The sequence below is a fragment of the Chloroflexota bacterium genome, from assembly GCA_020850535.1.
Taxonomy (GTDB): Bacteria; Chloroflexota; UBA6077; order UBA6077; family JACCZL01; genus JADZEM01.
The window spans coordinates 69,417-82,151 of the sequence record JADZEM010000174.1 but is presented as its reverse complement, the minus strand read 5'-3'; the positions used below and the strand labels follow the sequence as shown (position 1 = coordinate 82,151).

The window sequence follows — 12,735 nt, the reverse complement described above, 5'->3', positions numbered from 1 at the left end:
CCGTGGCGACGGTGGTGGCTACACCATCCCAACCCGTGGCGACGGCGGTGGTTACAGCATCCCGACCCGTGGTGACGGTGGCGGTTACAGCATCCCGACCCGTGGTGACGGTGGCGGTTACAGCATCCCGACCCGTGGCGACGGTGGTGGCTACACCATCCCAACCCGTGGCGACGGCGGTGGTTACAGCATCCCGACCCGTGGTGACGGTGGCGGTTACAGCATCCCGACCCGTGGTGACGGTGGCGGGTACACGATCCCGACCCGTGGCGACGGTGGTGGCTACACCATCCCGACCCGTGGCGATGGCGGTGGGTACGCGCAGCCGAGTGATGCTCTGGAGCCGGTCCGTGGCGACGGTGGCGGATACGCCAGCCCAGTCGTGCCGGCCGACCAGGGTGAGTACGAGCGCTGGTCCTGACGGTGACCGCCAGGGCGATGGCTGACGTCTTCTCTGATGCTGAGGCAGGAGAAGGCATGGTTCCAGCATTGCTGAAGTTCGTGCAGCGCGTCGATCGCGATGTGGGGACGGATCAGCGTCTGGGGAGCGACATGCCGGGGAGGGTGGGGAACCCGCTTCGGCGTATCGCTGGTTTTTGCGATGGGCCAGGCCTGACGATACTGTTACGGCGCCCATGTGCTTGTGACGGAAGAGTATCGCCGGGGAACAGGTCTGACATCGGTAGGTACAGGGGCCGAGGAAGGCTGACAGACAGGCGTTCGGGTCGCGCCCGAACGCTCAACAAAGGAGAACCATCCCGCCCGATCGCGAGCGAAGCACGTTTTCAGCCGCGCCATCGTTCTGATGTTCAGAGATGGCGCTCTGCGGACGCGATCATCGCCGAAAGGTGTTGGGAGGCCGGAGGCCGGGGGCTGTTCGGGCGTCGCGTGGGGGTCGCGACAGCGGAGTTGCCCCATGAAAAAGTCGCAGGGCATGGCCGAAAGCCTGTTCTGAGAAGGCTCGCCCGCAACGGCCGCTAGGCAACGTGGAGATCGGAGCGGAGGAGACATCGCGCATGGGCACCGACAAGGGCACCGACAACAACATGAACGAGCAGTTGATCGATCTCGAAGACGAGCGTCTGGACGATCAGCTTGGCATGCCGCGCATCCTGATCGACCTGGCAGACGGCAACCTGACCGACGACGAGGCGAACGACGTCGCGGACTGGTTGATGGCGTCTGCGGATGACGAGCCGCCAAGCTGGGTAGTGAACCGCGCGGTCCGGATTGCCGGTCAGGTCGTGGGAAAAGAGGCGCCGCGCCCGTCAATCTGGCGGCGGCTGGTCGCGGCGTTGGTCTACGACAATCGGCTGCAGCCGCGCGTCGCCGGCGCTCGTGCCGTCGCGATCGAGCATCCGCGCCTCATGTATCAGGCGGGCGGTGTCGAGATCGATCTTGAGGTGGGTCACAGCACCATCGCTGGCCGCCTGCGGATGCTCGGGCAGGTCACGGCCAGCGAGCCGGACCTGACGCGGGCCTGGGTCATCGCTGAAGGCCCATCCGGCCGCCTCGAGACCGAGGTTGACGATCTCGGGCAGTTCGCGCTGGACGGGCTGGTATCGGGCATCCACCGGATGGAGATCGGCCTGGCCTACGAGCTGATCGAGATCCCCTCGGTGCAGATCTAGCCGGAGGCTGCCGGCGAGCGAGCGAGGCGTCCATCCTCGGCTGTACGCACGTCTTGTTACAGCACGGGGATGGACAGCCATGCCCTCCGGCGAGTAGCATACGCATCACGGCGTACGTGACCACTGATTCATGCACGTAATGCACGCGGTGCGTGCCCGGAGGCGACGCCATCATCGGGGCGACTTCCGATCACGGGTCACCGGATCGGCGCGAAAACAGCTCGGGACCAGGCCATCTCGGGCGTGCTGAGACGCTTGCGCGGCACGGCCTGGTGGCTGCATGCCTGCGCGGAGACCAGGACGCCTGGGAAGCGCTCGTCCGGATCCATGCGAATCTCGTGTATGCGGTGATCCGCCGTTGCGGGATCACGGGTGACGAGGCCACCGACCTCTTCCAGGAGGTCTGGGTCGCGGCCTGGGACGGCCTTGCGAGCCTGCGCGACGAGCGGGTGCTGGCCGGCTGGCTGGCGACGATCGCCGCTCGGCAGGCGCGCCGGGCGCTGCGGAAGCGCATTCAGAGCATCGTGGACGACGGCGAGCGCTTCGAGACCGAGGCGATGGTCGCCCCCGACCCTGACCCGACGCCTGACGTGCGTGCCATAGAGGGCGAGCAGAGCGCGGCGATCCGTGAGGCGGTGTCGTCGCTGTCCGAGCGGGATCGGAAGATCGTCTACGCGTTCTTCTACGATCCGACCGCGCCATCCTACGCCCAGATCGCCGAGCAGCTGGGCGTCTCGCCGGAGACGGTCGGGCCGCTGCGGACGCGCTGCCTACGTCGCCTGCGCGCGGCGTTGGACAGCCAGCCGTCCTTCCGCGACCCGTCCGTCTAGCACGAGGTCGTTTTAGCACGAGGTCGTTCGCGCGCCGCGGCCCTCAGAGCGTGGCGTGTCCGTCGGCCGTATCGGGCCATATCGGGACTGCTACGGGCCTCCGCGTGCCCGCAGATCCAGGTAGAGCAGCGCCGTGATGATCAGCGTGAGCGGCCAGAGGACGACCGTCTCGACAATCGCGAGTCCGATCTCGATGATCCAGGACACTTGATGTGCTGGCTCGGCTGCGAGCCAATCCGTCAAACCCCGAACCTCGCTGCCTCTCCAGCTGCCTATCAACCACAGTGATGTCAGCAGAGCAATTCCCGCAAGCGCAATCCGCAATCCCAGGCAGCGCCACCATCAGTTCGCACAGCAGGATGCGCCAGCGGTGTCCCTCGGCCAACCTCCAGGAGCGGCGCAGCGCTGCCACCGGGCCGCGTCCTTCGAGCACGACGGCCTGCGTGACGAATGCCAACCCGAGGAACACGTACGGGAGTGCCAGGATGCCGACGCAGGTCACGAACAGGCCGATGCCCAGCGCATCCACCAGCCGTACTCCTGTGTACGAAGCGTGCGCACAAGGATACGCGACATCAAGCGGCGTTGGCGTTGACGGCGGGCACTCCCGGTCGGCGACAGGCCGTCATCTCATACAAAACTTGCAAGCTTCCCTGGGGATCTGCCGTCAGTCACACGGTTCGAACTGTCCACCCCCAGGCCCGTACACGAGTGGGCGGCGAGCGGTGAGGGGCGCACCCGGTGGTCGGGGGTACATCCGGGGGTGACGGGCGATCCCCGCCGCACCGAGTTGTCTCAGTTTGCCGGCCCCGCTGCGTTGTGTTCTCTGGCGGCATGCTCCTGCTGGCCGAAACGCTGCACGGCGGCATCCGGACGGCGCACACTCTACTGGTGAGCGGCGCTCGTGGCTCGCGCCGAGACAGCCGAGACATTGGGGGAGGCGCATGACCTACGACACCCACTGTTGCATCGTCGGCGGCGGGCCGGCCGGCATGATCCTCGCGCTGCTGCTCGGGCGGGCCGGCATCCCGACGACCCTCCTCGAAGAGCACCAGGACTTCGAGCGCGACTTTCGCGGCGACACCGTCCACCCCTCGACCATGGAGCTGATGGACACCCTCGGGCTGGCCGAGCGCGTGCTGGAGCTGCCGCACGCCAAGGTGCGCCACCTCAACTTCGACGGCCCCAACGGCACGCTGGAGCTGGCGGACCTCAGCCGGCTGCCCACAAAGTTCCCATACATCACCATGATGCCGCAGGCTCGCTTCCTGGACTTCCTGGCCGGTGAGCTGGCAAAGCTGCCCTCAGTGCGGCTGGTGATGGGCGCGAGCGTCCACGGGCTGCTCTGGGATGACCCGTGGGGCCGGAGCGGGCTGGCGGACCGCACACCAGACCGTGCCGGCGCTGCGTCCGACCGTGACGGCTCGGCCCCAGACGGCGCGACAGGCGCCGCCCCGACATCCGAGAAGGCCGCAGCCCCGACATCCGAGAAGGCCGCCGCTGCCGCCGAGGGCCACGGCGCGCTGCCGGACGACGCCACAGTGCGCGGCGTCCACTACCGCACCCGTGACGGCGAGCACGATCTCCGCGCGCCGCTGACCATCGCCGCTGACGGCCGCTTCTCGCGGATCCGGCGGCTGGGCGGCTTCGAGCTGCTGAGCAGCGCGCCGCCGATGGACGTGATCTGGTTCCGCCTGCCGCGCGACGCCGACGAGCCAGAGGAGGCCCGGGGGACGATCGGGCACGGCCACATGATGGTGCAGCTCAACCGGGGCGATGCGTGGCAGATCGCCTTCATCATCCCGAAGGGCGGCTTCAAGGACGTGCGCGCAGCCGGGCTGCCGGAGTTCCGCGCCTCCATCGCCGAGATGGCCCCCGATCTGGTGGATCGCCTGGACACACTCAAGGACTGGCGGCAGGTGACCTTGCTGTCGGTCGAGGCCGGACGGGTGCGCCGCTGGTACCGGCCGGGCCTGCTGTTGATCGGCGACGCCGCGCACATCATGTCGCCCGTCGGCGGCGTCGGCATCAACTACGCCATCCAGGACTCGGTCGTGGCGGCCAACGTGCTGACGATGCCGCTGCAGCAGGGGCAGTTGCGCCTGAGCCACCTGGCGGCCGTCCAGCGCCAGCGCGAGCTGCCCGTCCGGATCATTCAGGGATTCCAGCGGTTGGCGCAGGAGCGCATCGTCCGCCAGGCGCTCCGCTCCGACGCGCCCGTCATGTCGCCGCCGCCGGTCATGCGGGTGCCCATCCTGCGCGACCTGATCCCGCGCATGATCGCCCTGGGCGTCTGGCCGGTCCACCTGAAGGCGTGAGATCCTGCCGTCACGGCAGCAGCCCCAGGGTCGGCAAGCGCTGGGGCCGCCGTGGGAGGCAACGCATGGATCCCTTTTCGCGGACGACGCTCGGCCAGACGTCCGTTTCGGTGACTCGGCTTGGCCTGGGGACGGGCGCGCTGGCCGGCACCCGTCGCCCGGTGCCGGCCCAGACGGCGGAGACGGTGCTCCGACACGCCCATACGCGCGGCATCGGCCTGTTCGACACCGCGCCACTGTACGGCCATGGGCAGGCCGAGTGGCGGGCGGGCAAGGTACTCCGAACCGTCCCGCGAGAGAGCTTCACGCTGGCGACGAAGGTCGGGCGGCTGCTCGCGCCCTACGAGACGCCCGGCGCAAACCAGGACTACCGCGATCTCCCGCGCGATTCGGGACTTGACGCACGTGGCTGGGTCTTCGACTTCTCCTACGACGGCGTCATGCGCTCCGTCGAGGAGAGCCTGAGGCGGCTCGGTCTGGACCGCGTGGATATCCTCCACGTCCACGATCCGGATGCCCACGGCGACGCGGCCCTGGCCGGCGCGTTCAAGGCGCTGAACCGGCTCCGCTCTGACGGCACGATTGGTGCGGTGGGCGCAGGGATGAATCAGGCAGAGATGCTCGTGCGATTCGCGCAGGAGACGGACCCCGACTGCTTCCTGCTGGCCGGGCGGTACACCCTGCTCGATCAGGCCGGGCTGGCCGCGTTGCTGCCGCTCTGCGAGGCGCGTGGCATCGGGATCATCCTGGGCGGCGTGTTCAACTCGGGCATCATCGGCAACCTCGACAACCCGGCCCGCGCCACGTTCAACTACCTGCCGGCCGAGGCGCACTGGCTGGAGAAGGCGCGGCGCATCCGGGCGATCTGCGCCGAGTTCGACGTGCCGATCCAGGCGGCGGCCTTACAGTTCCCCTTCGGGCATCCGGCCATCGCCGCCGTGCTGACCGGCGCGGAAACCACCGCCGAGCTTGACGAGAACGCGGCCAACATGCAGCGGCCGATTCCCTCAGGGTTGTGGCACGCACTCAAATCAGCAAATCTGCTGCATCCGGAGGCCCCTGTTCCAGCGTAGAGTAGAACATGACGTTTGAAGACGAGCGGTCCGCGTCTTCATCTCGGCAGCGCGGCCGGGGCGAGCTTCCTTGCGAGGCGTCGGCGCGGCATCATCGCGGCAGCCGTGGGCGCGCTGTTCGTGTGTCCCGGCTGGGCCGGGCCGCTCGTGCGTTGACGAAATACTGGACACCGTTGACATGACACGGGTACACCGTCCCCATGCCGGGGCCGGCCCGTTCTTTCAAACATGCTTGCGCTGCGCCTTCGAGCAGGAGAGTCGGCAATGGTGAACAACGCTGCTATACTGACGGCGTCTGTGCAGACTGTCGGCGGCCTGCGTCGATGGTCCGTTCCGGGGTTCGTTCACGGATCGCACACCTCATGAGGCTACTGCTCGTCGTGCTCCTCGTCGGCAGCCTGCTGCAGCTTGCACAGGCTCCCGTCACGGCGGCCCCGGCCCAGCAGACTCCCGCCGCCCAGATGACCGTCAGGGCCGGCTTCGACGGCTTTGGCAAGGCGAACGGCTGGCTGCCGATCGAGGTCGAGGTCCGCAACGACGGCCCCGACATCGACGGCGAGATCCAGATCGTCATCACCGACACCAGCGGCAGCCGCAGCACCTACATGCGTGCGCCGGTGGTCTACAGCGCCCCGGCCGTGCTGCCTCGCCGCTCGCATAAGCGCATCCTGATGGAAGGCGAGATGCGCGTCGCCGGGCAGAAGATCCAGGCGCGGCTGCTGGAGAAGGGCAACGTCATCGCCGAGCAGGACGTGCCGCTCACGCGGGTGCCGGCCGGCGACCTGCTCTGTGGCGTGCTCTCGCGGAGCGGCCCCGCGTTCGACTTCCTGCCGACGCTGGAGCTGCCGGCCCCGCTGCGCCGCGCGCGGATCGCCCACATCGAGGTTGAGGATCTGCCGACGCGTCCGCAGGTGCTGGCCTCGCTCGACTGTCTGATCTTCGACAACATCACCACCACGGCCATGCTGGACAGCCAGAAGGCGGCCCTGACCTCCTGGGTCTACAGCGGCGGCCTGATGGTGGTGATCGGCGGCTCGTCCTGGCAGCGAACGCTCAGCGCGTTGCCGGCCGATCTGCTGCCCGTCAAGGCCACGGGCCTCGTCAGCCTGGACAGCCTGGACAGCCTGACCGACATCGGCGGCGAGCCGATCAAGGATCAGGGGCCGTGGCTGGTCTCGCAGGCGACGCTGGCGGATGGCAACACGGTGGTCGAGCAGGACGGCGTGCCCCTGATCTCGGCGTCGCGCCGAGGGAACGGCACGGTCCTGTACATGGCGATGGACCCGACCGCCGAGCCGCTCCGCAGCTGGGCCGGCACGCCGCGCCTCTGGCGGTACGTCCTGGCGCACGGCTCGGCCACGGTGGGCGTCGGCACGACGGGCACCAGTCCGTTTTCCGGGTGGGGCCGCTACCCGCGCAACGCGATGGTCGACGTCTCGATGCTGAACGGCCCGACCCCTGGCCTGATGATGCTGGCGCTGGCGCTGTTCGCGCTGATCGTCGGCCCGCTCAACTACATCTTCCTGGCACGGTTCGGTCGGCCGGGCTGGTCCGTGGTCACGATCCCCCTGCTGACCGGGCTGGCTGCCGTGGGGACGTTCACCCTGGCGAGCGCCTACCGCGACAGCGACGTGATCGTGAACAAGGTCAGCATCGTGCGGGGGTATCCGGACGCGCCCGCCTACGGCCGGACCTACGTCAGCGTGCTGTCGCGCAAGCAGACGACCCTCGCGATCCGCAGCGGCGAGGCGTCGCTGATGAACAGCCTCTACTTCCCCTTCCCGCGCGATCCCGCGCCGGACGCCCAGCCGTGGACGCTGAAGATCGTGGAGGGGATGTCGCCGGCGATTGACGAGTTCCCGCTCCAGGCTGGCGCGCTCGGGACGCTCCAGGTGGACAGCCAGGTCAATCTGCCGGGCCAACTGGAGACGGATCTGCGGGTCGATGGCCGGCAGATCGTCGGGGCGATCACCAACCGACTCGACTCGACGCTCTACGACGCGGCGCTGATCGTGGATTATCAGGTGCTGCGGCTTGGCGACCTGCGGAAGGGCGAGACCCGCGAGGTCTCGATGACCCTGACCGGGAACGCCCTGGCCGGCTTCGGGCCGCCGAACTCGTTCGCCAACCAGCTGTACCCGGCGTCGAGCGCGTCTGGCCGCCGGGTGGCCGAGGGCGCCCGCCGGGATATCCTGGAGTCGGCGTTTGGCACCGGCTTCAACGCCCAGCGGTTCGACCTTGTCGGGCCGACGCTGCTCGGGTGGATCGACACCCCGGCCGCGCCGCTGGAGATCGTGGACGCCCGCCCGGCGACGCTGGAGACGACGCTGCTCGTCTCGTCATTGCCGCTGACGCTGCCGAAGGGCTTCGAGGGGGAGCTGCCGCCGCAGGTGATCCAGCGCCGCCAGCTTGGCACCGCCACGCTGAACCGCCAGCAGTCCGGCAGCTACGACCTGGCGAGCGGCGAGTCCATCGCCTTCCAGTTCAGCCTGCCGAGCGGCTCGGCGAAGATGCTGCTTGACGGCCTCTACGTCAACATCGACGGTCGGCTGCGGGGCTTCCCGGGCGCGCCGCCGGTGCTGGGCGAGGTCTCTCTCTACAACTGGCAAAAGTCGGAGTGGGAAGACCGCGTCGTCGGGTTCGGGCGCAACCTCGTGCGCGACGTGACGCCCTACGTCTCGGCGGCTGGCGACATCCGCGTGCGGTACACCTTCAAGCCGCCGCCAGACACGTCGGCCACCGGCGTCAGCTTCTCCCGCTTTGACGTCACCGCGTCCGGGGTGATGCGCTAGCGCGCCGTTCCCCGCCGTCCCCCCCTGCGAAGGAGTCCCGTCCCGTGGCGTTGATCGAGCTGGACCATCTCACCGTCGAGCAGGGCGGCCGCCGCGCGCTCGACGACGTCACGCTGAGCGTGGACGAGGGGGCGGGCCTGGGGCTGGTGGGGCCGAACGGCTCCGGCAAGAGCACGCTGCTGCGGGCGCTAGCCGGGCTGGTTCGTCCGACCGCTGGCCGCGTCGTCGTCGGCGGGGCGAGCACCACCCGCGACGTGACCGCCGTCCGCCGGCAGGTGGGGTACGTCCCGGAACAGTTTGGCGTCTACCCGCGTCTCTCCATCAGCCAGTACCTGGAGTTCTTCGCGCAGGCGAGCGGCGTCTCGGCCTGGGAGCGCAAGAACACGGTGGACACGATGCTGCGGGTGGTCGACCTCTACGATCGGCGCCAGGAAGAGGCGGCAGCGCTCTCGCGCGGCTCGCGCCGGCGGTTGGCGCTGGCCCGTGCCCTGCTCCACAACCCGCCGATCCTGCTGCTGGACGATCCGCTCGGCGGGTTGGACGGCCGGGGCCGGCTGGAGCTGGTCGAGGTGCTGAAGGAAGTGCGCGGCATGGGCATCACGTTGCTGGTCGCGACGCACCTGCTGGCTGACCTTGCCCAGGTCTGTGACTCGATTGCCGTGCTGCGCGACGGGCGGCTCTCGGGGGTGATCCCGCTGGCCGCCGCGCTGGCCGGCGACGGCCCGGCCCGCCGCAAGGTGCAGCTCGAGGCGGTCGGGGAGCGCGAGCAACTGGCGGCCCTGCTGGTGCAGCAGCCCGGCGTCTTCGACGTGACGGAGCAGGGCGTTGGTATCTCGTTCGTCTACGAGGGCGACCGCGAGGGGCTGGCCGCCGTGCTCGGCAAGCTGGTGGATGGCGGCGCACGGGTGACGCGCTTCGGCCCCGGCCCGGACGGCCTCGACGAGCTGTCGGCCTCGCTGGCCGAGGGAACGAACGCGGGCGGTCAACTTTCCGCATGAATCGATGTGCCTGCGCGTCCCGGTCCGCCAGAAGGCCCTCACCCCCCGGCCCCCTCTCCCTGTGCGCGGGAGAGGGGGAGCAACGCGAGCTTCGTGTGTCTCCCCCTCTCCCGCGCACAGGGAGAGGGGGCCGGGGGGTGAGGGCCTCCTCCGGGGGCCGGGGGGTGAGGGCCTCCTCCGGGGACCGGGGGGTGAGGGCCTCTTGAGCCTTCGGTCTTCCGTCTTTCCTTATGTTCGCCTCATCGGCCATGCGTACACTTCCATGACCGACTGGCGACGTGCCGTGCCTCCGCTCTGTCCCCCGGGAGTCTCGCCGTGACCTGGTCCGCCATAGTCTCCAAGGAGTTGTCGTCCCGCCTCCAGGGCAAGCTCTCGTATGTCGTGCTGACCCTGATGGTCGTGACCTTCACCGCGCTGGTGCTCGGCTCGTTCTGGGCCGTGGTGCTGAGCGTCCCGACGGTGGTGCCGGTCATCGGGTCGAGCGCGCCGGGCACGGGCGCGGTGTCGCTGACGAGCCTTGTCGGGGCCTACCGGGGCATCTTCCTGTTCTTCGCGATGGCGTTCTGCCTGCTGGCCTCGGTGGCCGTGGTTGCACCAGCCGTCGCCGCGACCTCGATCAGCGGCGAGCGCGAAGAGGGCGCCTTTGACCTGCTGCTCTCGACCGGGCTGGCGAGCCGCTCGATTGTGTTCGGCAAGCTGGTCGCCTCAGTGGTGTTCGTGCTGCTGGTAGCGCTGACGGCGCTGCCCGGCTTCGCGATGGCCTGGATGTTCGGGGGCGTCGGCGTGGCGGACGTGGCGCTGACGCTGGTGCTGATGTTCGCCTCCATCTGCCTGTTTGCGTCCATCGGCGTGTTCTGCTCGGCGCTCGGGCGGACCTCGGCGGTGGCAGCGTTGTACGCCTACGGCTTCGTCTTCCTGCTTGGCATGGGCACCATGGCGATCTACTTTGTGGGTGCGGCGAATCAAGTTGAGGGCTGGGTCCGCTGGGTGCTGGCGCTCAATCCGTGGCTCACGCTGATGGCCGTCCCCGAGCAGTTGAGCGGTCAGGTGGCCCAGATCCTCCCGATCGCCTACCGCCCGATCGTCGACGGCACGGCGCAGCAGGATCTGTTCGGCATCCGTGGGCTGCGCTATCCGCGCTGGGCGCTGACGCTGGTGCTCTACACCGGGCTGACGGGCATCTTCCTCGTCGCAAGCAGTGTGGCCGTCGATCCATGCCACCGCCTGCGCGAGCATCGCTGGGCACGCGTACTCTTCGGTCGGGGGGCCTGATGGCTACCAGGAATGCAGGCGGCGGCGCACGCTCCGGTCGGGGCGCTGCCGAGCGCACAGAGCTGTACGAGCGGCTGGCCCTCGTCGGGCGGATGGTCAGGTTCCAGGCGATTGTGACCTGGGGGGTGCGGCTGATCCTGGCCGGCCTGATCGTCAACACGCTCTGGCTGGCCGGCGCGCGCTTCTTCCCGTACACGGTCCCGACCACGATCCTGCCGGCGATCCCGTTGGCGCTGGCGGCGCTTGGCGCGCTGGTGCTGCTGTTCTGGCGGCCAGATGCCGCGAAGGTCGCGCTGATGACGGATCGGCGGCTGGGGCTGCGCGAGCGGATCACGACGGCGGTGGAGCTGGAGCGGCGGAAGCCGGACCCGGAGTCGCCGCCCTCCCAGAGCGCCCTGGTCATGGCCGATCTCCAGCTCTCGGATGCGGTCACCCACCTCCGACAGGTCGAGCCGCTGGAGGCGTTCCCGATCCGCCTGCACCTGCGCGAGGTCAGTGGTGCGCTGCTGGCCGTGCTGCTGGTGGTCGGGCTGGTCGTCTGGCCGAACCCGATGCAGCAGACGGTCCGCCAGCGGGAGCAAGTCGCGCAGACGGTGCGCCAGGAGGCCGAGCGGCTGAACCGCGCGGCGGACCAGATCGCTGCTGCCAACATCGACAACAACGAGGAGCTGCGGCAGATCGAGCAGGCGCTCCGGGACGCTGCCAAGGCGTTGGAGCAGCGCTCGGCCAGCAGCGAAGAGGCGATGGCAGCCCTGGCCGCGTTGGAGCAGCGGCTCCAGGCGTTGCGCGCGCAGGGCGGCGAAGAGATGCAGGATGCGCTGGCGGCCCTGGCCGGCTCGATGGCGCAGGATCCGCGCACGCGAGACGCCGCCAGCAGCATGGCGCGCGGCGACTACAAGCAGGCCGCCGAGCAGATGCGGCAGGTGGCCCAGAACATGGACCAGATGTCGCAGCAGGACCGGCAGCGGATGGCCCGCTCAATGCGGCAGGCAGCGCAGCGCTCCCAGCGGGCGAACCCGCAGATGAGCCAGGGCCTGCAACAGGCCGCCAACGGCATGGAGCAGGGCGACAGCCAGCAGGCCCAGGAAGGGATGAATCAGGCGTCGGACGCCCTGGAGCAGGCCTCCGGGAACCTGCGCGCCAGCAGCGAGCGCGAGCGCGCGATGGCGCAGATGCAGCAAAGCCGCAGCCAGATCGGGCGGTCGTCGCAGCAGGGCAGCCAGCAGGCGCGCAACAACGCCAGCCAGCAGGGCAACCAGAGTCAGGCCGCGAATCAGGGACAGCAGAGCCAGCAAGGTCAGGGGCAACAGGGCCAGCAAGGACAGGGACAACAGGGCCAGGGCCAGCAGGGGCAAGGACAGCAGCAGGGCCAGCGTGGGAACGGCCAGGGCCAGCAGTCCAGCGATGGCCAGGCTGGTGACGAGGGCCAGGGGCAGGGACAAGGTCAGGGCCAGGGCCAAGGGGACCAGGGCGGCGAGGGCACCGAGGCGGGGGGATCCGGCGCAGGCACCGGCTCGAACCCCCGCAACGACGCCATCTACGACCCGATCTTCGCGTCGTCGCGGCAGGAGCGGCTCAACCCCGAAGGCCAGTTCTCCCCGACGGACGCCATCGAGAACCCAAACCCTGACGACGGCATTCGCAACGATGCCCAGGTCAGCTACCGGCAGGTTCACGCGCAGTACCAGGAGCAGGCCGTTCAGAGCCTCCAGAACAACTACATCCCGATTGGGCTGAAGGATCTGGTGAAGGACTACTTCACCAGCCTCTCGCCCGGGCAGGAGCCGGGCCGATAGTCGCCCTGCGAGGCCTCCTGCTCCG

General features: G+C 69.2%; 10 protein-coding genes. 9 read left to right on the top strand and 1 reads right to left on the bottom strand.

Annotated elements, in window-relative coordinates; translation table 11 throughout:
* The 3 genes from IT306_25110 to IT306_25100 form a co-directional block, all read left to right on the top strand.
* A partial coding sequence (locus IT306_25110) for a hypothetical protein (GenBank protein ID MCC7371722.1) occupies window positions 1-421 on the top strand: 421 nt, incomplete at its 5' end.
* A gap of 595 nt (window positions 422-1,016) precedes the next feature.
* A complete protein-coding gene (locus tag IT306_25105; protein ID MCC7371721.1) occupies window positions 1,017-1,631 on the top strand; it encodes a hypothetical protein in 615 nt (204 codons plus the stop codon).
* Window positions 1,632-1,903: 272 nt separating this feature from the next.
* Complete coding sequence (locus IT306_25100; protein MCC7371720.1) at window positions 1,904-2,461, top strand: sigma-70 family RNA polymerase sigma factor; 558 nt, start codon at window positions 1,904-1,906, stop codon at window positions 2,459-2,461.
* A 90-nt stretch (window positions 2,462-2,551) separates the two neighbouring features.
* Here the strand turns inward: IT306_25100 and IT306_25095 are convergent, their stop codons facing one another.
* Window positions 2,552-2,704, bottom strand: a complete 153-nt coding sequence (locus IT306_25095) for a hypothetical protein (GenBank protein ID MCC7371719.1) — start codon at window positions 2,702-2,704, stop codon at window positions 2,552-2,554.
* 701 nt (window positions 2,705-3,405) lie between these two features.
* Between IT306_25095 and IT306_25090 the strand changes: the two genes are divergently transcribed.
* The 6 genes from IT306_25090 to IT306_25065 all read left to right on the top strand — a co-directional run bounded on the left by IT306_25090 (window position 3,406) and on the right by IT306_25065 (window position 12,710).
* On the top strand, window positions 3,406-4,779 hold the full coding sequence (locus tag IT306_25090; GenBank protein ID MCC7371718.1) for an FAD-dependent oxidoreductase: 1,374 nt from the start codon (window positions 3,406-3,408) through the stop codon (window positions 4,777-4,779).
* A 65-nt stretch (window positions 4,780-4,844) separates the two neighbouring features.
* Complete coding sequence (locus tag IT306_25085) at window positions 4,845-5,852, top strand: aldo/keto reductase (GenBank protein MCC7371717.1); 1,008 nt, start codon at window positions 4,845-4,847, stop codon at window positions 5,850-5,852.
* Window positions 5,853-6,214: 362 nt separating this feature from the next.
* Complete coding sequence (locus tag IT306_25080) at window positions 6,215-8,644, top strand: hypothetical protein (protein MCC7371716.1); 2,430 nt, start codon at window positions 6,215-6,217, stop codon at window positions 8,642-8,644.
* A gap of 44 nt (window positions 8,645-8,688) precedes the next feature.
* On the top strand, window positions 8,689-9,642 hold the full coding sequence (locus IT306_25075; GenBank protein MCC7371715.1) for an ABC transporter ATP-binding protein: 954 nt from the start codon (window positions 8,689-8,691) through the stop codon (window positions 9,640-9,642).
* 315 nt (window positions 9,643-9,957) lie between these two features.
* Window positions 9,958-10,914, top strand: a complete 957-nt coding sequence (locus IT306_25070; protein ID MCC7371714.1) for an ABC transporter permease — start codon at window positions 9,958-9,960, stop codon at window positions 10,912-10,914.
* Window positions 10,914-12,710 (top strand): hypothetical protein, encoded by a 1,797-nt coding sequence (locus tag IT306_25065; protein ID MCC7371713.1) that lies wholly within the window; start codon window positions 10,914-10,916, stop codon window positions 12,708-12,710. The genes IT306_25070 and IT306_25065 overlap by 1 nt, the downstream gene beginning before the upstream one ends.
* Window positions 12,711-12,735: the final 25 nt, after the last annotated feature.